We start from the raw sequence: 26,076 nt of genomic DNA, 5'->3' as shown, positions 1-26,076 counted from the left end.
GCAGAATTTGTGGGAGTGAGCTTGCTCGCGATCGGCGACGCAGTCGTCGTAAACCCGGGTCATGCGATCTGCCTGATGCACCGCGTCATCCGATGCTGCTGCCGCTTTGCGCCAGATCGCGGGCAAGCCACGCTCCTACAGGGGACGTGTGGCGTTGCCAGAATTTGTGTCGAACGCAGAATTTGTAGGAGTGAGCTTGCTCGCGATCGGCGACGCATTCGTCGTAAACCCGGGCTACGTGCTCTGCCTGATACACCGCGTCATCCGATGTTGCTGCCGCTGCGCGCCAGATCGCGGGCAAGCTACGCTCCTACAGGGGATGTGTGGCGTTGTCAGGTTTTGTGTCGAACGGCAAAACCTGTGGGAGCGTGGCTTGTCCCGCGATCGGCGACGCAGTCGTCGTAAACCCGGGCTAGGCGATCTGCCTGAAGTACCGCGTCATACGATTCTGCTGCCGCTGCGCGCCAGATCGCGGGCAAGCGCGCTCCTGCAAGGTAATGCGGCGCCGACGGGTGTCGAGGCAGGCCACAAACCTGTGGGAGCGTGGCTTGTCCCGCGATCGGCGACGCAGTCGTCGTAAACCTGGGCTAGGCGATCTGCCTGATGCACCGCGTCATACGATTCTGTTGCCGCTGCGTGCCAGATCGCGGGCAAGCCACGCTCCTACAAGGTAATGCAGCGTCGACGGGTGTCGAGCAAAGCCAAAAAACCTGTAGGAGTGAGCTTGCTCGCGATGGCTGATTTACAGTCATCCTGACATGTTCAGGTTCGACGGCAATGCAGTGGCGGCAAAAGAATCAGCTACGCAGGTCCTTGTTCACGTCATCGCCGCAGGGTGTCTGGCGGGATTCGCCAGGGAAAAACTCACCTCCCACGCCCAGGGCTTTCAAACGGGCTACCAGCACATTTTTGATATCTGCAGTGGCTTCTCCGTCGTTCAGATCATTAATCTGCAACCACAACCGCGGCAGATTCTGGAAATACACCTCGTCGATTTCCACGTCTGTGGTCAGTTCGCGGTCTGCACGCCACAGGCATTCGCGTTCGGTCTGCGGATCCTGAGGCCACTCTTCCTTCGTAGTCAGCCAGACTTCGTGGTAGTCGTGCAGGTTGATGGTCTCGAGTTTGTCCACTGGAATGAAAGTATTCACATATCACCTGTCAGCCAAGTGGATCGGGCAGGGCCGTTGCGCCCCTGCCTGCCACGATCCGGTACGTTGAGAAAAGCGCATGAAACTATGGCTGCGGCACGGCTCACGAGTTCAACGTTTTTATCGCCTGAGTGGCGCGCTTGACGGCTGGACAAGCGCGGCGATGCTTACTGCGGCCTGACTTCACGGCTGAACGCGGCAACCGCTTGAACGAGCCCCAAGGCGGCAACGCGCACCAGTTCACCGCCTTTTTCCGGGGTCGCCAGTGAAGGGTCCGAACCCATGCGGCCATCGGCGAAGCGGGCGCGAAAATCGAGGGCTTCGCGAATAGGACCGGTCGGCGCGATCTGCGGCGAATAGTCCGCAGTTTTGATCGACTCGGGGTAGGCCCACTGCGTGACCGCGATCTCCGACGGCGTGGCGTGGGAGCCATGGCCCACCGGAAACTGCTGCTGGGCCAGCTCGCCGACGCCTTCCAGATCCCACCAGTTGCACAGCTTCAACGCGAAGCCGGCTGGGCGCCTGGCGAAACTCGCTTCGGCGTACAACTCCGAGAACGCCGCTTCGATCGAGGCGATATTGCCGCCATGGCCATTGAGAAACAGGATCTTCTCGAAGCCGTGCCCGGCAAGCGAGCGAACCCAGTCACCGATGGCTGCGATGAAGGTCGAGGGGCGTAGGGAAATGGTCCCTGGAAAGCCGAGATGATGTTGCGCCATGCCGATATTGAAGGTGGGAGCGATCAGGATGTCGGCGTTTTTCTGGGCTTCATGGGCAATGATCTGCGGGCACATCCAGTCGGTGCCCAACAAGCCGGTCGGACCATGTTGTTCGTTGGAGCCGATCGGCACGACCACCGTGCGGCTGCGCTGGAGAAACTGGTCGATTTCGATCCATGTCGATGCATGTAAAAGCATTTCAGAGCCTCGCTGGGGCAGTCTTGATTGACGTGCGAACGCAGCGAAGCGTACTCGAATTGACCACCGCGGCCAACGAAGCGCAGCCCGTCACGACGCGTGCGCGCTGGCCGACAGTGCTTGCTGCGGTGTCTCAGTGTGCAAAGTCTGGCGCCGTGCGTGTGAGTATCCGCTTGACGCTCTCCAGATGCAGTCTGGCGCTTTCGGCATCTTCCTCGCTCATCTGGCGCGCCGTACGCAACAGAATCTCCGGTTCGATGGCCTTGAGCGCACGGCCGCTGCTCATGGCCTTGAGCTGCACTTCGGCGGCGCGCTCCAGGTAATACAGGTCGTCCCAGGCTTGGGCAATGCTCGGCGCGGTGACCATGACTCCATGATTCTTGAGAAACACGATGTCCGCCTGACCCATCGACGCTGCGATGCGGTCGCCTTCATGGTTGTCCAGCGCCAAGCCGTTGTAATGCTCGTCCACCGCGACGCGGCCGTAGAACTTGAGCGCGGTCTGACCGGCCCACAGCAGCGGTTCACCTTCAAGCATCGCCAGCGCCGTGGCATGGGGCATGTGCGTGTGAAACGCCGCAACGGCCCGGGGTTTATGCAGATGCAGGCGAGCGTGGATATAAAAAGCGGTGGCTTCCGGTTTGCCGTCGCCCATGACCACATTGCCGTCGAAGTCGCAGATCAGCAGGCTGGACGCGGTGATCTCCTCGAACGCCAGGCCATATGGGTTGACCAGAAACAGATCCGGATGCCCCGGCACCAGAGCCGAGAAATGATTGCAGATGCCCTCACTCAGCCCCAGCCGCGCCGCCATGCGCAGGCTGGCGGCCAGATCGGTCCTCGCGGCCTCGATCATCACGGTGTTCAGGTTCGCTTGCTGCCGGTCGTTGCGTGCAGGCCGCAGATCACTGGCGCGTAAGTCGTGTGCCATCGTGTTCTCCCTATTCGTTCGCCCAACCTTTGCTGCGAATGTAGTCCGCAACCTGGGACAGATCCGCCAGCGTGGCGTCAGGAGTGTAGTCGGGCAATGGCTTGCGGCGGGTTCCGCGGTCGATCCAGACACAGCGAAAACCCATGCCCTTGGCGGCTTCGAGATCCAGATGCGGGCTGGCGCATATGTGCAGCACGTCATCGAGGCCGACGCCGAGCGTCCGGTGAGCATGCTGGAACAGTCGATGATCCGGTTTGTAGGCCTGCGCTTGCTGGGCCGTGATGACTCGATCGATGTAACCGCCGAGCTGAGCGACGTTGCCGGCAATGATGTCGTCGTCCGTGTTCGACACGATGCACAGGCTGAAGCCCTGATCCTTCAACCACTTCAATGCGCCGAGCACTTCCGGGAACGGCGGCATGGCACCGATGCGCTGAATCAGACCTTCGGCATCCTCCGGCTCACACGGCATGCCTGATGCCTGCAGCGTCAATGCCATCGACCGGCGCGAGATATCGGCGAACGAACGATGCGGCGGCGTTTGTTCCAGCGCGTGCTCGTGGCGATCGTAAACAGCGATGAAGGCGTCGGCGTCGAGACGGGCGTCCTTGCGCTCGAGCAACTGCCGAACGTAGTCGAGCAGCCCTTCATCCCATTGAATGAGGGTGCCGTAGCAATCGAATGTGATCCAGCGCGGGCGGGCAGGAAGGGTGCTCATGGTCAGTTCCTCTTTATAGGGTGTGAACTGATTCTGCGAGCGATGGCGATCATCGTAAAATTAAATTATATTGCTTGAATAATTCGTTTCTTGAATGAGTGAATCATTCCCATGTTTGATCTCGAACTGCTGCACACCTTCGTCTGCGTGGTCGACGCCGGCGGCTTCACCAAGGCGGGGGAACGGGTCAATCGCACCCAGTCCACCGTCAGTCAGCAGATCCGCAAGCTGGAGGATCAGCTCGGTCGGCCACTGTTGCTGCGTCAGCGCGCGAGCAAGCACATTCAACTGACCGAGGATGGCGAGCGCTTGATCGGCTATGCCCGGCGGCTGGTTGCATTGGCCCTGGAAGCGCACAGTTCGCTCAGCCGTGACGACGAGACCGGCGTAGTCAAACTGGGTGTGCCGGAGGATTTCGATGTGCAGCGCCTGATGTCACTGTTGTCCGGGTTCGCGCGGGAACATCCGCACATCCGCCTGGACACGGTCAACGGGCTGAGCGTCGACCTCTATGCGCGGCTGGATAACAAGGACATCGATCTGGCATTGGTCAAGCGCGACCTCGCCGGTCGGCACGGGCAGCGGCAGGACACAGCGCTGGCGAGTTGGCCCGAGCAGGTGCATTGGGTGACGGGCCGGGACACGCAGGTGATCGACGATCCAGTCCCGCTCGTGGTGTATCCGCAAGGGTGCATTTACCGCAATCGCATCGTCCATGCGCTGGAGTCTTCCGGACGTCGCTGGCGCGTGGCGTTCGCCAGTCAGAGTCTGGTCGGTATTCAGGCGGCGGTGTCGGCCGGTCTGGGCATCAGCCTGTTGCCCACTTCGGCCATGCGCCAGGACCATCGATTACTGACACCGGATGAAGGCTTCGCCCAAGTGCCGGGCGGAGAACTGGCGTTGATTGCTGGCAGCCGGCTGCTGACGCAGGTGCAGCAGACACTGGTGGCGTACATGAAAGAGCGCATGACAATGGAGTTGGCCTGAGACGTTTCGGCGGGTAAACGCCGGGTGAAAAAAATCCGCGCAGGCCCTAGAAGGCACAGCGCGGATTGTCTACGACTCGATCAGTGCATGAACAGCGCGATCAGAATGATCACTGGAATCGGCACGCCGAGGAACCACAAGAGTAGTGAACGCATGATGTCTCTCCTTGATCAGCGGATGGTTGAAGTGCTGGTGTAGGCACGGGTTTCTACGTAGGTCACGGCGTCACGGCGACGACCGCCCCAGATGGCAGCGAGGCTGGCGACGAAGGCGCCGATCAACAGTGCAACGAACGTCCACAGGGCGCTCATGGCGGCGACCTTGGCGGCGGCATCGGCGGCCTGTTGAGCTTTGACCTTGGCGTCCTGAACCGCTTGCTTGGCCTGGCCATACACCTGATCGACACGCGCCTGAGCGTCCGCCTGACTCAGGTTGGTACGCTGGGCGACCAGCTGAGCGAGGTAGTTGCGGTCTTCCGGCGCCAGTTGGCCATCATTGGCCAGGGTCTTGGTGAAGATGCGCACGACAACGCCGCGAGCAGCGTCGTCGCTGACAGCGGCAGGGCGGTCATCACGGAACAGGGTGTCGACGAAGTAACCGTATTGGTCACTGCTGGTATTGCTCGCCGCATTGCCCGCAGCCACGGCCGCCGTGCCAGCAACGCCTGCAACAGCGCTTGCACCTGCCTTGACGCCGCTGCCGACGATGCCGCTTACCGAACTGACGATCAGCACGGCAGCCACCAGCGTAGCGACGGCCCAGGCGAGGAAGCCGTGGGCGGTGTCACGGAAATACACTTCGTCGCCGTGCATGTTCGACCACTTCACGCGCAGACGACCGGCCAGATAGCCGCCAAGTCCCGAAGCGATGATTTGCGTCAATGCCAGCCAGACCACCGTGGAGATCCCGATGGTCTTGGCACTGGCACCCTCGTTTGCCCATGGCGACATGGCTGAAAAACCCAGCCCCGAGCCCAGCAGAACGAGAATCAGCGAAAGTGCGGCGGCACCGGCGGCGCCAGCGAAGATGGCTCCCCAGGAGACTCCCGAGGCGTTGGTGGATTCTTCTACAGCGGCAGGATAAGTATCAGGGGTGACGTTCATTGTTGTGCTGCTCCGTGCGAATAATGTGTGCTTCGCAGTGAAACGGTGCAGTGCTTGTGCCAGTCTCGACCAGCGGAATAAATCCATATAAATCAATTAGTTGAATCGAGCTTGTATTTGCGGAGTCATGCATTTTGCATGAACTGCCCCGGCGTCGCAGGCGTTATGCCCGGTGGGAAAAAGTTCTGAGCTGTCAGGGAGTTGCGTGTGCTTTCTAGTGTTCAGACATCGTATCTGAAACATTTCGGCACTAAATCGCTGAAATCGAGGTCTTATGGACTCGTGTTTGACAACGCGTCGCCTTGCGATTGACACCTCGCGCCACGTCATAGAGCGCTGCAGTCGAGATTGATGCCGCGATGGCGCCGTTTGTCTTATAGTCTGAATCCAGTGCCCGTTTCTTCGAGAGGATAACCGTCATGTTTCTACATCGCCCCCTGGAAGAAAAAGACATCCCCGTCGTGTGTGATATGCCACAGAGCGTCGACGAGCTCTTCTATATGTTCCCCAAAGCGGTGTTTCCGCTGACCCCCGCGCAGTTGAAGGATGCGATTGAGCAGCGCTCCGATAACACGGTGATCGAGTTGAATGGCGAGGTGGTGGGGTTCGCCAACTTTTCACGCTACGACTTCCGCGGACGTTGCTCGATGGGCAATGTGATCATCGCCCCCCACGCGCGCTCCAAAGGCGTGGGTCGCTACATGATCGGCTGCATGATGGAATTGGCGTTTGGCAAGCATGAGGCGAGTGAGCTGACCGCATCTTGCTTCAACCACAATGTGCCTGGCCTGCTGTTTTATCCCAAGCTGGGATTCAAGCCCTTCGCCATCGAAGAGCGTCAGGACAAGAAAGGCTCGCGTGTCGCATTGATCCACCTGCGCCTGCCTCGTAGCTGATCGTCCGGTCGTTTCGTCGGCAACTGAGTGGGCGGGGCGACGAACGGGCGGACCCGAATATTACAAAACATGAGTCGATCGATCGGGACGCGCTACTTTGGCGTTGCGATTAATCGGCTTTTTGTCGTTGTTCAGGGCGGATGAATCGTTTCTTCTCTTTCATTGATCAATGACATCCCATTGCGGTGCGCGCAAGTTCGTCACGTTGCTACAACTTGGGGCGAGGCGTATAAATTGGGTATTCGCCAATAACCACGAGGCTTATCTGACGAATCAGGATCACTGCGGATCCCATGGAAGCCAATCAATAAAAACCCGGTCCATCACTGCACTCATTCTTCCTGCAGTCCGACCGAGGGAGGATGTCAATGATTGCATGCACGCTGTCTAATCTTGAACTGCGAAGCATTATAGAAAGTGCTTTTCTGCCTATGCGTTGTAATTGCTCGGTGGTCGCCGACTCCATGAGCGTCGAAATCATCGACCCGGTCAGTCAGGACGTTAAGCTGTACAGCTCAGGGATTTCCCTGGACAAGCTGGACACCAGCCGCGCGCTGTGTGAACTCATCGCGCAATTGCGAAGTGAACTGAACAAAGAGCTGCAGCCATTCCCTCACGCCCTGGCGGGATGAATGGCCGCAATATACCCACCCGCTACGTAATCCATGCCCATGACGCTGTACAGGCCATGGGCATTTTTGTGGGCGCTTTTCCTATTTGCAAAGCGCCTTTGGCAGTACAAGTGGTCTACCGATATAAAATGGAGGCGTGGGAACGTATTGCGTACAAACGCGTGGGTTTAATCGGGCAGGACGTCCACTTGCGGGAATCTTCGCCAAATTGATCGAGCCGATCACGGCGACGCTTATTTCCCTGAATACCCAGCCCAATTGCCGCACGTGTGCAACGGGTATGGCAATACAGGCCCAGACCTTTTATCTTTACGCGGCGAGTGGCACTCCAGGCCAGAATGAACACAAGGGGTAGGCATGGCGGATACGCAGCCTGATGTCCATGAGATACCGAAAGGCAGAGCAGCAAGGCGGCTGGATGTGCGCCGCAGGGCGCTGATCGGCATGGGCTGCCTGTTGGGTATCGTGGTGATCTGCGTCGCAGTCATTGCCTACATGCTCAACCATCTGGAGTCACGCAGGGGCACTGTTCAGCCTCCCATGACAGCGCTTGAGCGAGAGCGATTGCTGCCTGGCGATCCGGTGTTGGAAACCGCGCCTCGTCTGGATGGCTTGCGCTATCGCGACGACGATCAGTCCGGCGTCGATGGCTTCTCACCGTCGCACACCACTGATCAGCAATTCAGTCCCATGCCTTTGAATCAGACCTTGATCCTGCAGGGCAGGGACCTGCCTCTGACCCACGGCCTGCACGCATCCACCGAGACGCGCCAATAGCGTGCCGCGAAGCAAGCATGACGATTAACGCCTGACGAGTGACGTGAGCCCTTCAATGCACGCGGCGACGGTGCTCGTTCTCAAAGAGCAGTTTGAACTGTTCCTCGCCCTCACTGCGAATCGCGTAATGCTCGCGAATCGGGCCTGCCTCGATGCGGCCATCCATCGCCACCCGAATGATCGCTGATTTGGGCAGGTAATCCGGAACGTCCCCGATGATGGTCAGCTCACGCAGCGTGTGGCCGTCGTGTTCGATAGTCGCCAGGCGCACGCGGCAGGTCGCTTGCATGGGGATCGGCCCGAACAAGGTGTCTCGTGAGTAATCGATTTCGGCAATGCTGGACCGACGGTTTTTATCAGCATTCATGGTGGCCACCTCTATATCCATGCAAAAGTAAGCGTAAGCCTGATAATGGAGACGGATCTGCTTGAAATAGTTCTGTTTTTTTTACCGTGGGTGTAACCGTTCATCGGTTGCGTTGGAACGCTGCAATTGGCTGCTTTGCAGCCCGATAGGCAGTGCCGATGAATACTGTCTTGCTTGACGTCAAAATGCCGCCTTTGTCGAAACGCTGTATTCGTTGACACTCAACTTTTACCGACTTTTATGACGCTTACTTTCAGACGCTGGAAATTTGTCTTTTTCTATTATTTAACGATAGCGATTCCTGTTTATCAGGCAATTGGAGAAGTGCATTTTTTACCCGCTATTATTTTAAAAATGCATGGAGCCTGCACGGTCATGCGGAATTCCGCCGTCAAAAATTAAATTTGTTCAAAAACAATGTGATAGACGTCCAAAATCACAAATATTCATTTTTCTCGAAAATTTGACACTTTCGGGCTTTTTTGAAACTATCGCTTTACGGTTTTTCTCCTCTCACCGTTGTGGATGTTGTTTCGCTGCCGTCGGATGTTCAACTGAGCGCTTGTGTCCGAAGGGGACTAAGTGGCGGTAGCGTCCCTGACAACAGGCAATCCCTGCTCGCATCATACGGGCCGGTAAAGGCTGCTGAACGACGCCAGACAATCAGCGTTCGTATTCACATAACCCTTGAAACAGAGCCTTCCTGGCCTGATCGGGGTCACCGCTTCTGATTATTCAATCCCAGCAATTGACTTGACTGACAATTGCTACGGTAGCTGTGCGTTTATTTTAAGTGCGAAACCGCAAGTTGCTGTTTGTATCAAGTTCGACATTTAAAAACATCGCATCGGGGTGGGCTGTCGCGGTTCCTGTTATTACCGGGGCGGGACGGTTCCGGGCTGCGCTAATGCATCGACCAAGTTTGGAGTCATGATTATGTATGGAGATCATCTGGAAACCGTCTGCGGTTGTGTAGTGGGAGGCGCAGGACCAGCGGGCATGGGATTGCTTTTCAATGCATTGAAAAGTGGGACCATGCCTGAACTAGCCAAGGAAGGCCTGATTATTGTCGATGCCAGCCCGACGCCCGGCACAGGTCGTCTGGGGCAATACCGGATCACTGCCAACTCGGTGGGTGATGTGTTCCTGGATTGTCTGCGCGACCCGGCGCTGCGTGACGTCTTCGAGCCGTTGGAGCATTCACCGGCGTACTGGCGGATCCGGCGGCAGGCGCAGAGTGCCCCGCAGCTGGCGGACGTGGCGCAACTGCTAGCGGAAGCGTCGACCCTGGTGCTGGATTTCATCGTCGAGCATTACGGCGTCAAGCTCTGGAGCAGCACCACGATCACTGAAGTCGTGCACGAGGGCGATGAATATCAGGTGTGGGTCGAATCGGAAGGGCGCACGCGGCGTATTCGTTGCCGCGCCGTCGTGCTTAATCTGGGCGGTCGTCAGGATCCTCAACACCTGCTGAACGGCCTGGCGGACCAAGGTCTGGCCATCGCGCCCTCGGCGAGGATTCAAAGCGCCGATGCCTTGTTGCGCATGAACGCCGTTCAGCTGCGCGACCTGTTTGCGTCGACACTGGCGCGAAAGGGGCGGATCAGCGTCGTGGGCGGCTCACACAGCGCATTTTCGGTGCTCGAAAATCTTGCCGATGCGTTGGAATTCGCGGGCCTCAAGGAAGTGACGCTGGTTCATCGCTCGCCGGTCCGGCTGTTTTACGAAACCGCACAAGCGGCAACGGACGCCGGTTATGTGTTCGATCCGCAGCGCGATGTGTGCCCGGTCTCCGGCAGGGTCAATCGCTCGGGCGGCCTGCGCTATCGTGCACTGGATGTCGGGCGCGAGGCGCTGGCCAACGGGCACATCGGCAAGACCGGCGTGCGTGTGCAGCTGCTGCAGACCGACAACGGTCCTGCCGATCACTACGAGCGCGCTCGCGAGGCCCTGGCGGAGTCGGAATTCGTCGTTCAGTGCACCGGTTATCAGCCTTTGCTGCCCGCCTTGAGCCATGCCAATGGCAGCCCGATCAATCTGCTGGAGGTCAAGGGCGGACTGGATTCAGACCCTTGCGGCTGTCCGATGGACGCCTCGGGCCAGCGCTTGCACGGGCTGCATCTTTTCGGGCTTGGCGCAGGCCTGGGCGTCGATCCCCGGCTGGGCAGCGAGGCGTCGTTCGACGGTCGGATCTATGGCGTCTGGCAGTTCCACAACGACGCCAGCAGGGCCGTGATCGATGCAGTGCTTGAACGCTTGCAGGTCCCGCTGGCTCAGCCGGTCAGCCTGGGACGTCTGCTGGTCGCAGTGCCAAGCCGCAACGAAGAACGGCAACCGTTTCTGTGGCCCGCGATGGTTAACGCGCAATCCTGACTCTCCTTGCAGTAGCTTTCCCGGACCGCCCCTGGCGCTCCGGGATTTTTTTTGCCTGAGTTCGGATCCGTTCATCTATATGTTGGTTGTCATCCTGCTTTTGGCTAGAGTCTGTCCGGTCATCTATTCTGGGGGCTCGACCCTCTCCGGTTCATCAACAAGGGCTGACAGGACATGCGTATTTTGATCGTGGGCGCGGGTGCAATAGGCGGTTATTTCGGCGGGCGGTTGCTCGAAGCCGGGCGTGACGTGACGTTTCTGGTGCGCCAGGGCCGATCGGAGGAGCTGGACCGTGACGGCCTGATCGTTCGCAGCCCGCTGGGAAACATTCTGTACCCCTCGCCGCCGCATCGGTTGGCGGCACTGCTGGATGAGACGTTCGACCTGATTCTGCTCAGTTGCAAGGCTCAGGACCTGGACGCCGCCATGGATGCCTTCGCGCCGGCAGTAGGCCCGGACACGCTGATCTTGCCGCTGCTCAACGGCATGGCTCATCTGGACCGGCTGGGCACACGCTTCACGCCCGATAACGTACTGGGTGGGCAATGCCTGATCTCGCTGGACCGTGATGCGTCCGGAGCGATCCTGCATTTGAACGACACCAATCAATTGTCGTTTGGTGAGTTGAGTGGCGCCCTGACGCCGCGCATTCTCAAGGTCGCAGAAGCGCTGGCTGACGCGGGATTCGATTCCAGCCTGAGTCAGCAGATCGTTCAGGAGATGTGGGAAAAATGGTGCTTCATTGCGACAGGTGCCGGCGTCACCGGGTCGATGCGCGCCAGTATCGGTGATGTCATCGCCAGCGGCGGCGAAGCGTTCATCATCGGTCTTCTGACGGAGTGCGCGAGCGTCGCGCAGCACGCGGGCTACCCGATACGCAGCGAAGTGCTGCAACGTTTTCGGAAGATGTTGACAACTCCGGGTTCAAAGATGACCGCGTCAATGCTCCGGGACATCGAGCGCCACGCGCCGATCGAGGTTGAGCACGTGATTGGCGACATGATTGCGCGGCGTCCACAGCAGGACGCGCCTGCGCCCGGCGGCTTGAGTGCTCTGGATGTGGTCTATCTGCATCTGCGCGCATACGAAGCGCGGCGGGAACGCGAACACGCATAGGCCGTGTCGCAGCGCCGGCGCCCCGCGCATTCACTCGCGGCGCGTCTTGCCTCATCGTCGCGCAGACTTGTCTGGCAGGATCGCGTCGCGATCGAATAACGCATCGTCAGTCGGCGGGGCGGAGCATCAGCCTTTCTGCTTCGTCAACTCCATGATCATCCGCGTCAGCAGATAGATCCTCGGCGACACGCTTTCTACCTCGGCGTACTCCTCAGGCGTATGAATGTTGCCGCCGACGATGCCGAAGCCGTCGAGGGTGGGCACGCCGACACCCGCCGACAGGCTGGCATCCGCTGCGCCGCCGCTGCCTTCGATCGTCAGCTTGCGGCCAATCTCGCCATAGATGCGCTGCGCGATGTCGACCAGCCGGTCGGATTCGGCCGTTTGCGGCATCGGCGGTAACCCACGTTCCAGGCGAGTCGTCACCTCGGTTTCCGGGATCAGCTTGTCGGCCGAGACCCGCGCCAGGTCCTTCTCGATACGGTCGAACTCTTCGGGCACCGCAGCGCGCACATCGCCTTTGGCGGTGGCCTGATCCGGAATCACGTTGACCCGGTCGCCGGCGTTGAGCACGGTGAAATTGATCGTGGTCTTTTTCTCGGCGTCGCCCAGTTTGCCCAGTTGCAGAATCTGGTGGGCGACTTCCATCGCCGCGTTGCGCCCCAGTTCCGGGGCGACCCCGGCATGGGAGGCCTTGCCTTTGACCTCGACCACAGCGGTCGCGCTGCCTTTGCGCCACACCACCAGGCCATCGGCGGGACGGCCCGGCTCAAGGTTCAGCGTGACATCGTGCTGCCGGGCGACTTTCTGGATCAACTCGGTGGCGGCGGTCGACCCCGTCTCTTCGCTGGCATCGAGCAGGAAAGTGATCTGCGCGTAGTCCTTGAAGTCGAGGTTCTTGAGGATTTTCAGCGCATACAGGCCGGCGACGATCCCGCCCTTGTCGTCCATCACGCCTGGTCCATAGGCGCGACCGTCTTTGATATGGAAGGGGCGGGCAGCGGCCGAACCTTCCTTGAAGACAGTGTCCATGTGGGCCATCAACAGAATCTTCGCTTTGCCGGTGCCCTTGAGCGTGGCGACAACGTGGCTGCTTTTGTCCGGTGCGGCGTTGGGGAAGGTCTCGATGCTGGCGCCGAGTTTTTTCAGCTCGTCGACGACGATGCCGCGCACCTGGGTCAAGCCAGGCTCGTAGCCGGAGCCTGTGTCGATATTGACCAGCCGCTCCAGCAGCTTGAGCGCCTCATCCTTGTACTGTTCAGCGTCGGCCTGCACCTTTTTGTCAGGCTCTGCCAGCGCGGGCGTCGCCATGCCGATGACCAGGCCCAGCGTCAGGGCGGAGGCGATGAGGGAGCGAGAGAAAGGAAGAGTCATGTGTCGATCCTTGATGGGGTATTAAATTGTTGTGGATCACACCGTAGCCGCTTGAACAGGATTGTGCATGTCAAAATGCGACGCGACGCCTGCCGATGCATGGGCATGCTCGACGCACGGATCGTGCGCGGACGAAAAACGCCGAACCTTTGTGCTGGGCTACCCTCAATAAGTCAACATCAGCCAAGCACAGGAGAGTCCCATGCCGGTCAAGCACGATTTGCTCGCAGATCTGAAAATCGACAAAGAAGAGTTAGTCAAAAAACGCGGCAATGATCCTAAGCTCAATCAATTGGTCAACGATTACGACGAGCTTGACGCCGACATCGTCAAAGCGGAGAAGGGACCTTCGGGCAGCATTTCCGATGATGACCTCAAGAAGCTGAAAGAGAAGCGCTTGCTGGCCAAGGACAAGATCGTCAAGCAGCTGGAATACCCGGGTTAATCAGAATAATTCGCATATACAGCGCGGCTGGCTTCCATTGGAAGCTGGCCGTTTTTATTTGCGTATCAATACCGCGTCCGCCATTTAGTCCGAACTAGACAGGTTGCAAAGTGCGATTCAGAGCAGTTGCCCTTCCTGCGCAAGTGCCTTTTGGCTGGCATTGTTGGTTGCCGAAAGAGCAGTCGGATGGATCCAACTTACTGGCAAAAAAAATGGCGCCGTGATGGGCGCCGTTTTTTTGAGTGTCAGCAGCTGCGGGCTGCTGGCAGTGTCGGAATAGTATGAACCGGGTGGTTCATTGAGGTTCCTGATCAGGTGCGGTCTCGGCCTTGATGCGTTTGTAGATTTCTTCACGGTGTACCGAAACATCTTTCGGAGCGTTAATCCCGAGCCGGACTTGCAGGCCCTGTACGCCCAGAATGGTAACGGTGATTTCGTCACCAATGTTTATGCTTTCGCCGACTTTGCGGGTGAGTATCAACATAATCTTTTCCTTGATGGCCTCTTGAAGCGCCTCTACCAGGAGGCTGGCGTTAGCCTTTGGGTGGTGGTAATTGCCGAGTGCATCCAAATGCGTCCATCAGTATGACGCCATTGGTACGAATTTAATTCCCCAGGATCATCTTCTTGTCATTGATAGGGTTTCTCCCAAGGCCAACCGGCATGCGAATTTTGCCTGTTCGTGGCTCTAAATCCCCGTCGGAATTGGCTATGACTCTGATAGCCAGATCCGGGGCGGCGCCTATTGCACACTCCTTTCGCATTTATTGCAAAGAACTCGTGCCGGGCGGCCATGAAATTTTTCTTAGATTGCCCAGTGGGACATCTCTTTACGCAGTGTAGGAGAGTTCCGAATCGTGTAGAGGCAAAGTGGCATAACTTTAGTCGAATCTTCGACAGACTGCCCGCAAAGCCGTGTATCCGGATGCGTACAAAGCGTGCTGGGGCGACAAGGCGTCGAGGCGGGGATGAGCGCAGGCTTGGCAGTGGGGCGTTGGCGACCCCGGAAACGACATGCCCACCGCGAGGGTGGGCATGGGTGCAACGGTCAGAGAATCAGACCACCAGCGACAACAGCATGATCAGAATGATGCCGACCACCGACAGGATGGTTTCCATCACCGTCCAGGTCTTCAGGGTCTCAACGACGGTCATGTTGAAGTACTGCTTGACCAGCCAGAACCCGGCGTCGTTGACGTGGGACAGGATCAACGAGCCTGCGCCCGTCGCCAGCACCAGCAGTTCGCGGTTGACGCCCGGCACCATCGCGACGACCGGCGCCACGATACCGGCACCGGTGATGGTGGCCACGGTTGCGGAACCGGTGGCAACGCGAATCACCGCAGCGACCAGCCATGCCAGCAGAATCGGCGAAATCTGCGCCTGCACGGCCATGTGGCCGATGAGGTTGCCGACGCCGCTGTCCACCAGCATTTGTTTGAAGCCGCCGCCAGCACCGACGATCAGCACGATTGCAGCCACAGGCGCCAGGCTCTGGTCCAGCAGCTTGATGATCTGCTCGCGGCTGAAACCACGCGCTGAGCCGAAGGTGTAGAACGCCAGCAGCAAGGCAAACAGCAGGGCCGCGATCGGGTGACCGATGAAGTCCATCCAGATACGGAAGATGTGGCCGTTAGGCAGCGCCACGTCGGCAAAAGTCTTGAGCAGCATCAGGAAAACCGGCAGCAGGATCGTCACCAGCGTGATGGCGAAGCTGGGCAGGTTCTCGTTGGTCGATTCCTTGGCGATCTGGTCCATCAGGTCTTTGGACGGGTTGCCGGGAATGTGCTTCGCGATCCATTTACCGAAGATGGGACCGGCGATGATCGCGGTCGGAAACGCAACGATCAGACCGTAGAAAATGGTCTTGCCGATGTCAGCGTTGAAGATGCCGATGGCCAGCAGCGGACCCGGGTGCGGAGGCACCAGGCCGTGAACCGCGGACAGGCCGGCCAGCAGCGGGATGCCGATCTTGACGATGGACACGCCGCTGCGACGCGCGACGATGAACACCAGCGGGATCAGCAGCACGAAGCCGATTTCGAAGAACAGCGGGATACCCACCAGAAACGCCGAAAACATCATGGCCCAGTGAACGCGTTCTTTGCCGAAGCGACGGATGAGCGTCTGTGCGATCTGGTCAGCGCCGCCCGAGTCAGCCATCAGCTTGCCGAGCATGGTGCCCAGGCCGAGGATGATACCGACGAAGCCAAGCACGCCGCCGAAGCCGTCCTGGAACGATTTCATGACTTTATCGACGGGCATTCCGGAGGTCAGCCCGAGAAAACCTGCAGCGATGGTCAGTGCAATAAAAGGGTGGACTTTGAACTTGGTGATCAGCAGCACGAGGCCGACGATGGTCACCAACGCATCGACAAGCAGATACGTGTCTTGAGTCATACCGAACATGGGGTGTCTCTCCGTTGTATTTTGTTTTTTTGGAGCTACTGCTCAGCGCTGTTGTTCACTGCCTTGTGTACAAATAAGACAGCGCTATCTTTGTCGCTCACGCCGGATCCAGGATCAGGAGCCGGTGAGGGCGGTGGCAGATGGGGTGTGTGAAGACTTCCACCAGGAAGCCGCGTCGATGCCGATCTGTTCGATGGACTTGGTTGCGTCCACGACCAGCGTGCGGTCTTCGCCATAAGGCGGTTCGAGCGTGGCGAACTGGCTGTCCACCAGGCTTGCCGGCATGAAGTGCCCCGGGCGATGCGAGCAGCGTTCGGTGGCCAGCTCTTTGGTCAGCTCCAGAAACACGAAACCCAGGCCCGGCACGGCAGCGCGCAGGCGGTCACGGTAAATGAGCTTGAGGGAGGAGCAGGTCAGGATCGGCTTTTCGCCATTACGCAGCGCACTGGCAACTTCTTCGCCCAGGCGAGTCAGCCAGCCGGCACGGTCTTCATCGTTGAGGGGATGGCCAGCGCTCATCTTGTCGATGTTGGCCTGAGGATGAAACGCATCGCCTTCGATGAGGCGACCGCCGCTGTTCTTGGCAATCTCAGCGCCGACGGCACTTTTGCCGCAGCCGGAAACACCCATTACCACGACGGCGGAAATAGCATGTGAAGCAGTAGTCATAAAAACCTCGTCCCGAAGACAGCGCTGTCTTTGCCGAATGGTGTGCAAGTCCGGCACGTCTGTTTCCGGGTGTAGTCATTGTTATAGGTATCTCGCTGATCCATGAGATGCATCGACCCCAGCCTTTGAAATGGCCGAAGAAAGTTGCGGGCCTCCGTGAGATAGCGCTACCTTAGAGCCCATCTGACACAATCGCAACCCCTTCGGCTTTTCCTTCCAATCAGTTGGCAACGCATGACACGCATTGGTTCCCGCTCCACCGGTCGTCCCACGCTCAACGAAGTCGCCAGACTGGCCGCCGTATCGCCTATCACGGCCTCCAGAGCATTGCGTGGCGTGGCCACGGTGGCGCCGGAATTGGTGGAGAAAGTGCGTGCCGCTGCGCAGAGTCTAGGCTATGTCGCCAACCCTGCCGCCCGCGCGTTGGCTTCCTCGCAAAGTCAGTCGGTGGTGGTGCTGGTGCCGTCGCTGTCGAACCAGTTGTTCATCGAAACCCTGGAAGCCATTCAGGATGTGCTGCGCCCTCGCGGGCTGGAGGTGGTGATCGGCAACTATCACTACTCGCCCGTGGAAGAAGAGAACCTGCTGCGCAGCCACCTGGCCAACCGGCCTCGGGGCATCCTGCTCACCGGTTTTGATCGCAGCGTCGCCGCGCAACAGCTGCTGGCGGCCAGCGGCGTGCCCTGCGTGCACATGATGGAACTCGATCCCGGACGCGCGGAGCCTTGCGTGGGTTTTTCGCAACAGCAAGCGGGAGCCGAGGCCGCACGGCACCTGTTGAGTCGCGGGCGTCGGCGCCTGGCGTACGTGTCGGCGCAGCTTGACCCTCGAGTGATTCAGCGCGGTGCGGGTTTCCGCAGCGCCCTGCAAGAGGAGGGGCTGTACGACGAGACATTGCAGATGGCTTCGCCGTTGCCCTCATCGATCGGTCTGGGAGGCGAACTGTTCGCCCGGCTGCTGTCCGAGCATCCTGACGTTGACGGAGTATTTTTCTGTAACGACGACCTCGCTCAGGGCGCGGCGCTGGAAGCGTTGCGACGTGGCATCAAGGTTCCGCAGCAGGTGTCGCTGATCGGTTTCAATGACCTGCCGGGCTCGGCACACATGGTTCCGCGCCTGACCTCGATCCGCACCCCGCGTGAACAGGTTGGCCAACGCGCCGCGCAATTGCTGCTCGGTCTGCTCGATGGCAACGTGCAGGACGCGCAGGTAGACCTGGGCTTTGAGTTGGTGGTGCGGGAGAGTACCTGACTCTGATCACCTGACCGCCCGGATTTCAAGGGGGGGCACAACTCTGTGGAAGCTTCTGGGGGGGTACGACGGTGGCGAAAGCAGTGAGTCAGTAACACCGCATCTGATCGTTCCCACGCTCCGCGTGGTAACGCCGCCCTAGACGCTCTGCGTCCAGCCGTGGTGACGCAGAGCGTCACATGATGCATGCCCACGCAGCGCGTGGGCACGATCATCTATGGCTTTACGCCGGACCGTTCTTCGTCGATCAGGCTTCTTGCTTGAACGCCAGCCTGAATTCGTGCAACAACGGCTCGGTGTAGCCGCTTGGTTGCTCCCGACCCTTGAACACCAGCGCGCACGCGGCCTGGAACGCCACCGACTTGTCGAAGTTCTCGGTCATCGGTTTGTACGCCGCATCCCCCGCATTCTGCTTGTCCACCACTTTGGCCATGCGCTTGAGGGTTTCCAGCGCGTAATGATCGTCGATCACTTTATGACGCAGCCAGTTGGCGATGTGCTGGCTTGAAATACGCAAGGTCGCACGGTCCTCCATCAAGCCGACGTTATGGATGTCCGGCACCTTCGAACAGCCGACGCCTTGCTCGACCCAGCGCACCACGTAACCCAGCAGTCCTTGCGCATTGTTCTCGACTTCTTCGCGGATCTGGTCGTCAGTCCATTTCGCTTCTGCCACCACCGGGATGCTCAGCAGATCCAGCAGGATGTCCTCGCTGACGCTGTCCAGATCGACTTTTTCCAGTTCCTGCTGCACGGCTTTCACGTCGACCTTGTGGTAATGCAGCGCATGCAGGGTCGCGGCAGTCGGCGAGGGCACCCAGGCGGTTGTCGCACCGGACTTGGGATGGCCGATCTTCTGCTCCAGCATGTCGGCCATCTGGTCTGGCATCGCCCACATGCCCTTGCCGATCTGCGCCCGACCGCGCAAGCCGCAGGCCAGACCGACCAGCACGTTGCTGCGCTCGTAAGCCTTGATCCACGGCGTGGCCTTCATGTCGCCTTTGCGCAGCATCGGGCCGGCTTCCATGGAGGTGTGCATCTCGTCGCCGGTGCGATCCAGGAACCCGGTATTGATGAACGCCACCCGCGCCGACGCGGCGTGAATGCAGGCCTTGAGGTTGACGCTGGTACGCCGTTCTTCATCCATGATGCCCATTTTCAGGGTGTTGCGCGGGATCTTCAGGACGTCTTCGATGCGCGCAAACAGCTGATCGGCGAAAGCGACTTCGGCCGGGCCATGCATCTTCGGCTTGACGATGTACACGCTGCCCGCGCGGGAGTTGCCGCGATTGTGCAGATCATGCAGCGCGATCAGGCTGGTGATCACGCCATCAAGAATGCCTTCGGGAATTTCCTTGTTGCCGTCATACACGATTGCCGGGTTGGTCATGAGGTGGCCGACGTTGCGAATGAACAGCAGCGAGCGGCCGTGCAGGGTGATGTGGCTGCCATCGGCGGCGGTGTATTCGCGGTCGGCATTCAGGCGGCGAGTGAGGGTCTTGCCGCCCTTGACCAGTTCTTCGGTGAGATCGCCCTTCATCAGGCCGAGCCAGTTGCGGTAGATCACCAGCTTGTCGTCGGCGTCCACCGCCGCGACCGAGTCTTCACAGTCGATGATGGTCGACAGCGCGGCTTCGAGCAGCAGGTCCTTGATGCCTGCCGGATCGGTGCTGCCGATGGCGCTGGCGGGGTCAATCTGGATCTCGATGTGCAGGCCGTGATTCTTCAGCAGAATGGCGGTCGGCTGCCGCGGCTCGCCCTGATAACCAACGTACTTTTCCGGTTGCGCCAGTCGCGACTGGCTGCCGTCGGCGAGGGTCACCAGCAGCTCGCCACTGTCGACGGCATAGGCCTGTGCCTGAACGTGAGAACCGGACGCCAGTGGCGCGGCTTCATCGAGCAGGGCGCGGGCAAAGGCAATGACCTTGGCGCCGCGCAGCGGATTGTAACCGGCCTTGATTTCGGCACCGTTGGCGCTGGAAATCGCGTCGGTGCCGTACAGCGCGTCGTACAGCGAACCCCAGCGCGCATTGGCGGCGTTCAGGGCGTAGCGGGCATTGGCTGCCGGTACCACGAGCTGCGGACCGGCCTGTTCGCTGACCTCGATGTCGACCTTGCTGGTGATGGCCTTGACCTCGGCGGGCACCGGCTGCAAGTAGCCGATGGAGTCGAGAAAGGCGATGTAGGCGGGCATGTCGGTGACCGGGCCCGGGTTGGATTTATGCCACTTGTCCAGTTGCGCCTGGATACGGTCGCGCTCAGCCAGCAACTCCCGGTTGATGGGTGCGAGGTCGTGCACCAGCGAATCGAAATCGGCCCAGAACACGTCCGGGTTCAGCCCTGTTCCGGGAAGCACGTCCTCGTCGACGAAGCGTTTCAGATTGGCCGCAACTTTGAGGTTGTGGCAGTTGACGAATTCGGTCATCTCGGGCTCTCCATCATGAATTGTGTGTCATGCGACCCTGTAGGCGTGAGCTTGCTCGCGATCGCAACCTGTTCGTAAAAAGGGTGTCTGGTCCAACCCTATCGCGACCAAGCTCACTCCTACAGAGGATATCTGTTGCTGTTAACCGGCATTGACCGCGGCAACCCCGGCCTTGGCGACCTGCGCATCCTGATCGGCCTTGACGCCGGAAACGCCCACCGCGCCAACCGTTTCGCCGGCGACGATGACCGGCACGCCGCCTTCCAGCGATGTCAGCAGCGGGGCCGTGACGAAGGCCGTGCGGCCGCCGTTGACCATTTCTTCGTAGCCCTTGGATTCGCGTCGGCCAAGCGCTGCGGTGCGGGCTTTTTCGATGGCAATGTAGCCACCGATCGGCGCGCAGCCGTCCAGACGCTCGAAGCCCAGCAAATGGCCGCCGTCGTCGGTCACGGCGATGGCAACCGCCCAGCCGTTGTTCTGGGCTTCGGCGCGGGCAGCGGCGAGGATCTGGGTGACTTCGGTCTGGGTCAGTACGGATTTGGTTTTCATGCAGCTCTCCTGAGCAAGAACGGGGTAAGAGGGTCAAGGCCGCGCGCGATCAGGTTTGATGCAGCGCGTCCTCGATGAGTTCGATCCAGTGTTTGACAGGCGTACGGCCGGCACCCGCCAGGTGGGTCTGGCAGCCGATGTTGGCGGTCGCGATAACGTCCGGGCTGCCGCTTTCCAACGCATTCATCTTGTTGTCGCGCAGCCGTTTCGACAATTCGGGCTGGGTGATCGAGTACGTCCCGGCCGAGCCACAGCATAAGTGACTGTCGGGCACGGCGGTCAGATTGAAACCCAGCCGGGTGAGCACGGCTTCCACGGCGCCCCCCAGTTTTTGCGCATGCTGCAACGTGCACGGACAGTGGAAGGCGAGTTTCTGGCTGGTGCAGGCGCCAAGGTTTTCCAGCGGCTCGGCCCGCATGATTTCAACCAGATCCTTGGTCAGCGCGCTGACCCGGGCGGCTTTCTCGGCGTATGCCGGGTCGTCACGCAACAAGTGCCCGTAGTCTTTGACGAACGCCCCGCAACCACTGGCCGTCTGCACGATCGCTTCGGCGCCGGCCTGCACGGCGGGCCACCACGCATCGATGTTCTGACGCGCGCGCTGCAAGCCTTGCTCCTGGGCGTTGAGGTGGTAATCCACGGCGCCGCAGCAACCCGCCTGGGCGATCGATTTGACCGTGATACCCAGCCGATCCAGCACCCGCGCCGTGGCAGCGTTGGTGTTGGGGGACAGACCGGGCTGCACGCAGCCTTCCAGAATCAGCATCTGCCGGGCGTGTTGCCGCGTCGGGCGCAACCCGGGAGCACGAAGGTGGTCCGGCAGCTTGTCCTTGAGGCGGCTCGGCAGCAGCGGGCGAAACGAATTGCCCATCTGCGTCAGCGCCTTGAACAGCCCGGCATTGGGCACCACCGCGCGCAGGCTTTCTCGCAGCATGCGCTGACCCATCGGGCGCGGCACGGCTGCGTCGACTACCGCCCGGCCGATGTCCAGCAGGTTGTGATAGTCGACGCCGGAAGGGCAGGTGGTTTCGCAGTTGCGGCAGGACAGGCAACGGTCCAGGTGCAACTGGGTTTTCTCAGTGACTTCCTTGCCCTCCAGCACTTGCTTGATCAGGTAGATCCGGCCGCGTGGGCCGTCGAGCTCGTCGCCCAGCAGTTGATAGGTCGGGCAGGTGGCGTTGCAGAATCCGCAGTGCACGCAGCTGCGCAGAATGCTCTCGGCTTCTTCGCCACGGGGCAGGCTTTTGGCGTGTTCGCTCAGGGTCGTCTGCATGATCAGATCTCCGCGTACATTCGGCCGGGGTTGAATATCCCGTGCGGATCGAGTTGTGCCTTGAGCTGGCGGTGATAGCGCAGAAGCGGCTCCGCCAAGGGCTGGAAGGGGCTGTCGTCCAGGCCATGGCTGTAGCAGACGGCGTGACCACCCACTGCACTGACGATGCGTCGGATGTCTTCGCCGCCCGCGTCGGATTTCAGCCAGCGTTGCGCGCCGCCCCAATCGATCAATTGCTCGCCCGGTACGGCCAGCAGCGCGGTGTGAGTGGGCAGCGAAAGACGCCATAACGGTCGGCCGTCGGTGAAGAAGTCCAGCCGGTGTGCGTTCAGGTCTCGCCAGTAAGCCGGGTCGATCGACTCGCCGCCGAGACGATCATGGGCGGCGGCCACCGAACCTTCGCCGCCTTCGAGGCGCAGGCGCAGCACGCGTCCATCATGGCTTGCGGCGCTGATCGGCAGCGGCTGCTGACCCCATTCGGCGAGGCGGGCGAGGGCGCGTGCGCTGTCCATTTCCAGCGCAATGCTGGTACACAGGCGCGGCTTGGGCAGGACTTTCAGCGAGACGTCGGTGATCAGCCCAAGGCAGCCAAAGCTGCCCGCCATCAGGCGCGACAGATCATAACCCGCGACGTTTTTCATCACCTCGCCGCCGAATTTCAGGTGCTTGCCCAGGCCGGTGATCACCCGCGTGCCCAAGACGAAGTCGCGCACCGAGCCCGCCCATGGGCGCCGTGGCCCGGAGAGCCCGGCTGCAATCATGCCGCCGACCGTGGCGTCGCCGATGCCGCCGTCGCTGTACGTGGGGGGTTCGCACGGGAGCATCTGCCCGGCCTCGTCGAGCGCGGCATTCAGTTCGCTGAGCGGGGTGCCGGCGCGTGCGGTGATCACCAGCTCCGTCGGGTCATAGGTGACGATGCCGCGATGCGCGCGGGTGTCGAGCACCTCGCCGGCCACCTCGCGGCCGAGAAACGCCTTGCTGTTCGCGCCCTGGATGCGCAGCGGCAGGCTGAGGTCGATGGCCTGCCTGACTTGCTCCAGCAACACGTCGCTGGCATCGCGGTCCGGCGTGCGGGTCTGTGGTTGGCGTTCGGCACTCATCAGAAACGCTCCAGTTCAGGGAAGGGCAGCTTGCCCATGTGCACGTGCATCGCGCCGAACTCCGCGCAACGATGGAGCGTCGGAATGTTCTTGCCGGGATTGAGCAGGCCACTGGGGTCGAACGCCGCTTTGATGGCGTGGAACAGGGTCAGTTCGTCGCTGTTGAACTGCGCGCACATCTGATTGATTTTCTCTCGCCCGACGCCATGCTCACCGGTGATGCTGCCGCCGACTTTGACGCACAGTTCCAGAATTTTCCCGCCCAACGCTTCGGCGCGGTCCAGTTCGCCCGCCTGGTTGGCATCGAACAGAATCAGCGGGTGCATGTTGCCGTCGCCGGCGTGGAACACGTTCGCCACGCGCAGGCCGTACTCTTCGGACAGCGCTGAAATACCCTTCAACACGCCCGGCAGTTCCCGACGTGGAATGGTCCCGTCCATGCAGTAATAGTCCGGCGACAATCGGCCCACCGCAGGAAACGCATTTTTCCGGCCCGCCCAGAAACGCACGCGCTCGGCCTCGTCCTTCGCCTGCCGCACCTCAGTGGCGCCGGCCTTTTGCAGGACCGCGCGGACGCGGTCGCAATCGTCGTGAACGTCGGCTTCGACACCGTCCAGTTCGCACAGCAGAATCGCTTCTGCGTCTACCGGGTAGCCTGCGTGGATGAAATCTTCGGCGGCGCGAATGGCCAGGTTGTCCATCATTTCCAGACCGCCGGGGATGATGCCCTCAGCGATGATGTCGGCCACCGCGCGACCGGCTTTTTCCACCGAATCGAATGCCGCCAGCAGCACGCGGGCGACCTGCGGCTTGGGCAACAGCTTGACGGTCACTTCGGTGATGACCCCGAGCATGCCTTCGGAACCTGTGAACAGCGCCAGCAGGTCGAAGCCCGGCGAGTCGAGCGCATCCGATCCGAGCACCATGCGTTCGCCTTCGACGGTGAGGATGTCGACCTTAAGCAGGTTATGCACGGTCAGGCCGTATTTCAGGCAATGCACGCCGCCAGCGTTCTCCGCGACATTGCCACCGATCGAGCAGGCGATCTGCGAGGACGGGTCGGGCGCGTAATAAAGGTCGAAAGGCGCGGCGGCCTGGGAGATGGCCAGGTTGCGCACGCCTGGCTGCACGCGGGCAAAGCGTCCGGCTGGGTCGATGTGCAGAATCTTGTTGAAGCGGGCCATGACCAGCAACACGCCTTTCTCCAGCGGCAGAGCGCCGCCGGATAACCCCGTGCCGGCGCCGCGGGCGACCACCGGAACGCCGCGCTCGTGGCAGACCTTGAGCAGCGTCTGCACTTGCTCGACGCGCTCGGGAAGCGCCACCAGCATGGGCGTGGTGCGATAAGCCGAAAGCCCGTCGCATTCGTAGGGACGCAATTCTTCCTCTCGATGGAGGAGGTCAAGGTCGGGCAGTCGCGTCTGCAGCGCTTGCAGCAGCTGCGCCTTGTCGATGGCAGGCAACGCGCCATCGACGCGTTCGTCGTACAGAATATTCATGATGGGTTTGCAACCCTGTCTTGTTTTTATATGAGGCCTGTTCTGATGCAGAACGTTTCACGGCTGACTTGCATCATTGGCCCTGCGGTCGCTACTGTCCATGTGAGAACGCACTGGTCGAACCAGTTTTTCCGGGCGTTTGCACCGTTCTATTTTGAAAAGATCATGCAGATCAGTCAGATAGATCGTTAAGGATTTGGCAGATATTTGTTCGATGCCGCTGGTCATACCAGTGATCCTGGCTGCGGGCAGCGTGTGTCGCAGCGCTGGGGTCCAGCCGTCATGCAGGGAGAGAGGGATGGAAGGCAGTACCAGCACCCGCGCGCCGCAAGTCGCCGATGTCGTCAGTGAGCGCATCGAGCGGTTGATCGTGGATGGCGTGCTCAAGGTCGGTGAGCTGTTGCCGTCCGAGCGTCGTCTGACCGAAAAACTGGGGGTTTCCCGAACCGCGCTGCGCGAAGGTCTCAAGCTGCTCCGTGCCCGAGGCATCATCGAAACGCAACAGGGCAAGGGTTCGTTCGTCGCGCAGATGGGCGGGCTGGGGCTGAACGCGTCGTCTCCGCTGATGCACTTGTTCGCCTCACAACCGCGCACGCTCTACGACTTGTTCGAGGTGCGAAGCCTGCTGGAGGGCGAATCGGCGCGGCTGGCGGCCTTGCGCGGCACCGACGCCGATTTTGTGCTGATTACGCGCGCTTATGATGCGCTGGTGCAGGCCCATGGCCACACGCTTTCGGCGTCCGAACACGCGCGCCTGGATCACGCATTCCATCTGGCGATCTGCGAAGCGTCGCACAACCCGGTGCTGGTCCAGACGCTGCGCTCGCTCACCGATCTGTTGCTCAATACCGTATTTGCCTCGGTCAACAACCTCTATCACCGCGAGGCGCAGAAACGTCAGATCGACCGGCACCATGCGCGGCTTTATAACGCGGTCACCGGACGCTTGCCGGAACAGGCGCGCAAGGCCGCCGTGGCGCACATTCAGAGCATCTGCGACAACCTGCGGGAGATCGAAAACGAGGAGCAGCGGCTGGTCCGCGCGACGTTGCGACTGGAGGGCTGGACCTGACCTTGACAGTCGCAAGCCAATGTCGCAATTTACGCAATGCGT

The 26,076-nt window shown here is 60.3% G+C and carries 25 protein-coding genes; 9 read left to right on the top strand and 16 right to left on the bottom strand.

Features of this window, described 5'->3' with window-relative positions; genetic code table 11:
- Positions 1-797: 797 nt before the first annotated feature.
- From QRN36_RS19330 to QRN36_RS19315, 4 genes are all read right to left on the bottom strand, one after another.
- The gene (locus tag QRN36_RS19330) at positions 798-1,151 is read right to left on the bottom strand and encodes a hypothetical protein (protein WP_285425535.1); all 354 of its coding nucleotides are present in this window, start codon (positions 1,149-1,151) and stop codon (positions 798-800) included.
- Positions 1,152-1,318: 167 nt separating this feature from the next.
- The gene (locus QRN36_RS19325; RefSeq protein ID WP_285425534.1) at positions 1,319-2,068 is read right to left on the bottom strand and encodes a creatininase family protein; all 750 of its coding nucleotides are present in this window, start codon (positions 2,066-2,068) and stop codon (positions 1,319-1,321) included.
- 133 nt (positions 2,069-2,201) lie between these two features.
- Entirely contained in the window at positions 2,202-2,999 is a 798-nt protein-coding gene (locus tag QRN36_RS19320; RefSeq protein ID WP_285425532.1) for an aldolase, read from the bottom strand.
- A gap of 10 nt (positions 3,000-3,009) precedes the next feature.
- Complete coding sequence (locus tag QRN36_RS19315) at positions 3,010-3,723, bottom strand: haloacid dehalogenase type II (RefSeq protein ID WP_285425544.1); 714 nt, start codon at positions 3,721-3,723, stop codon at positions 3,010-3,012.
- A gap of 105 nt (positions 3,724-3,828) precedes the next feature.
- Here QRN36_RS19315 and QRN36_RS19310 point away from each other — a divergent pair, with 105 nt between their 5' ends.
- Positions 3,829-4,704 (top strand): LysR substrate-binding domain-containing protein, encoded by an 876-nt coding sequence (locus QRN36_RS19310; protein WP_285425531.1) that lies wholly within the window; start codon positions 3,829-3,831, stop codon positions 4,702-4,704.
- Between the two features lie 170 nt (positions 4,705-4,874).
- On the opposite strand, the gene QRN36_RS19305 is transcribed toward QRN36_RS19310, so the two are convergent.
- Positions 4,875-5,807 (bottom strand): hypothetical protein, encoded by a 933-nt coding sequence (locus QRN36_RS19305; RefSeq protein WP_093459359.1) that lies wholly within the window; start codon positions 5,805-5,807, stop codon positions 4,875-4,877.
- Between the two features lie 419 nt (positions 5,808-6,226).
- Between QRN36_RS19305 and QRN36_RS19300 the strand changes: the two genes are divergently transcribed.
- The 3 genes from QRN36_RS19300 (at position 6,227) to QRN36_RS19290 (ending at position 8,112) form a co-directional block, all read left to right on the top strand.
- Positions 6,227-6,703 carry a GNAT family N-acetyltransferase gene (locus tag QRN36_RS19300; RefSeq protein WP_285425530.1) on the top strand — a complete coding sequence of 159 codons (477 nt, stop codon included), beginning with the start codon at positions 6,227-6,229 and terminating at the stop codon, positions 6,701-6,703.
- A gap of 362 nt (positions 6,704-7,065) precedes the next feature.
- Positions 7,066-7,335, top strand: coding sequence for a DUF1652 domain-containing protein (locus tag QRN36_RS19295; protein ID WP_306470474.1), 270 nt, complete (start codon positions 7,066-7,068; stop codon positions 7,333-7,335).
- A 357-nt stretch (positions 7,336-7,692) separates the two neighbouring features.
- Positions 7,693-8,112 (top strand): hypothetical protein, encoded by a 420-nt coding sequence (locus QRN36_RS19290; protein ID WP_285425528.1) that lies wholly within the window; start codon positions 7,693-7,695, stop codon positions 8,110-8,112.
- 52 nt (positions 8,113-8,164) lie between these two features.
- Here QRN36_RS19290 and QRN36_RS19285 read toward each other — a convergent pair whose 3' ends face one another.
- Positions 8,165-8,479, bottom strand: a complete 315-nt coding sequence (locus tag QRN36_RS19285) for a hypothetical protein (RefSeq protein WP_285425527.1) — start codon at positions 8,477-8,479, stop codon at positions 8,165-8,167.
- Between the two features lie 936 nt (positions 8,480-9,415).
- On the opposite strand from QRN36_RS19285, the gene QRN36_RS19280 reads away from it, so the two are divergent.
- Together QRN36_RS19280 and QRN36_RS19275 are read left to right on the top strand one after the other, a co-directional pair.
- Positions 9,416-10,852, top strand: coding sequence for a pyridine nucleotide-disulfide oxidoreductase (locus QRN36_RS19280; protein WP_285425543.1), 1,437 nt, complete (start codon positions 9,416-9,418; stop codon positions 10,850-10,852).
- 174 nt (positions 10,853-11,026) lie between these two features.
- The gene (locus QRN36_RS19275) at positions 11,027-11,968 is read left to right on the top strand and encodes a ketopantoate reductase family protein (protein WP_285425526.1); all 942 of its coding nucleotides are present in this window, start codon (positions 11,027-11,029) and stop codon (positions 11,966-11,968) included.
- A gap of 126 nt (positions 11,969-12,094) precedes the next feature.
- Here the strand turns inward: QRN36_RS19275 and QRN36_RS19270 are convergent, their stop codons facing one another.
- Positions 12,095-13,342, bottom strand: coding sequence for a M20/M25/M40 family metallo-hydrolase (locus QRN36_RS19270; RefSeq protein ID WP_285425525.1), 1,248 nt, complete (start codon positions 13,340-13,342; stop codon positions 12,095-12,097).
- Between the two features lie 202 nt (positions 13,343-13,544).
- Between QRN36_RS19270 and QRN36_RS19265 the strand changes: the two genes are divergently transcribed.
- Positions 13,545-13,787, top strand: a complete 243-nt coding sequence (locus QRN36_RS19265; RefSeq protein ID WP_285425524.1) for a DUF465 domain-containing protein — start codon at positions 13,545-13,547, stop codon at positions 13,785-13,787.
- A 295-nt stretch (positions 13,788-14,082) separates the two neighbouring features.
- Here QRN36_RS19265 and csrA read toward each other — a convergent pair whose 3' ends face one another.
- The 3 genes from csrA to QRN36_RS19250 all read right to left on the bottom strand — a co-directional run bounded on the left by csrA (position 14,083) and on the right by QRN36_RS19250 (position 16,826).
- Positions 14,083-14,271 (bottom strand): carbon storage regulator CsrA, encoded by a 189-nt coding sequence (csrA, locus tag QRN36_RS19260; protein ID WP_285425523.1) that lies wholly within the window; start codon positions 14,269-14,271, stop codon positions 14,083-14,085.
- Between the two features lie 572 nt (positions 14,272-14,843).
- Complete coding sequence (locus tag QRN36_RS19255; protein WP_285425522.1) at positions 14,844-16,196, bottom strand: GntP family permease; 1,353 nt, start codon at positions 16,194-16,196, stop codon at positions 14,844-14,846.
- A gap of 114 nt (positions 16,197-16,310) precedes the next feature.
- Positions 16,311-16,826, bottom strand: a complete 516-nt coding sequence (locus tag QRN36_RS19250) for a gluconokinase (protein WP_177182083.1) — start codon at positions 16,824-16,826, stop codon at positions 16,311-16,313.
- A gap of 273 nt (positions 16,827-17,099) precedes the next feature.
- Between QRN36_RS19250 and QRN36_RS19245 the strand changes: the two genes are divergently transcribed.
- Positions 17,100-18,116 (top strand): LacI family DNA-binding transcriptional regulator, encoded by a 1,017-nt coding sequence (locus QRN36_RS19245; protein WP_285425521.1) that lies wholly within the window; start codon positions 17,100-17,102, stop codon positions 18,114-18,116.
- Between the two features lie 247 nt (positions 18,117-18,363).
- Here QRN36_RS19245 and QRN36_RS19240 read toward each other — a convergent pair whose 3' ends face one another.
- The 6 genes from QRN36_RS19240 to QRN36_RS19215 all read right to left on the bottom strand — a co-directional run bounded on the left by QRN36_RS19240 (position 18,364) and on the right by QRN36_RS19215 (position 25,190).
- Positions 18,364-20,541 carry a malate synthase G gene (locus QRN36_RS19240; RefSeq protein ID WP_285425520.1) on the bottom strand — a complete coding sequence of 726 codons (2,178 nt, stop codon included), beginning with the start codon at positions 20,539-20,541 and terminating at the stop codon, positions 18,364-18,366.
- 141 nt (positions 20,542-20,682) lie between these two features.
- Entirely contained in the window at positions 20,683-21,090 is a 408-nt protein-coding gene (locus QRN36_RS19235; RefSeq protein WP_285425519.1) for a heme-binding protein, read from the bottom strand.
- A gap of 49 nt (positions 21,091-21,139) precedes the next feature.
- The gene (gene glcF, locus QRN36_RS19230) at positions 21,140-22,363 is read right to left on the bottom strand and encodes a glycolate oxidase subunit GlcF (protein WP_285425518.1); all 1,224 of its coding nucleotides are present in this window, start codon (positions 22,361-22,363) and stop codon (positions 21,140-21,142) included.
- 2 nt (positions 22,364-22,365) lie between these two features.
- Positions 22,366-23,463 (bottom strand): glycolate oxidase subunit GlcE, encoded by a 1,098-nt coding sequence (glcE, locus tag QRN36_RS19225; RefSeq protein ID WP_285425517.1) that lies wholly within the window; start codon positions 23,461-23,463, stop codon positions 22,366-22,368.
- Entirely contained in the window at positions 23,463-24,962 is a 1,500-nt protein-coding gene (gene glcD / locus QRN36_RS19220) for a glycolate oxidase subunit GlcD (RefSeq protein ID WP_285425516.1), read from the bottom strand. The genes glcE and glcD overlap by 1 nt, the downstream gene beginning before the upstream one ends.
- A gap of 57 nt (positions 24,963-25,019) precedes the next feature.
- The gene (locus tag QRN36_RS19215) at positions 25,020-25,190 is read right to left on the bottom strand and encodes a hypothetical protein (protein WP_285425515.1); all 171 of its coding nucleotides are present in this window, start codon (positions 25,188-25,190) and stop codon (positions 25,020-25,022) included.
- Between the two features lie 70 nt (positions 25,191-25,260).
- Here QRN36_RS19215 and glcC point away from each other — a divergent pair, with 70 nt between their 5' ends.
- Positions 25,261-26,034 (top strand): transcriptional regulator GlcC, encoded by a 774-nt coding sequence (gene glcC, locus QRN36_RS19210; protein ID WP_285425514.1) that lies wholly within the window; start codon positions 25,261-25,263, stop codon positions 26,032-26,034.
- Positions 26,035-26,076: the final 42 nt, after the last annotated feature.

Source organism: Pseudomonas sp. efr-133-TYG-103a, assembly GCF_030209235.1.
Taxonomy (GTDB): Bacteria; Pseudomonadota; Gammaproteobacteria; order Pseudomonadales; family Pseudomonadaceae; genus Aquipseudomonas.
The sequence above is the reverse complement of the archived record's forward strand: the minus strand, read 5'-3'. Positions and strand labels throughout refer to the sequence as shown.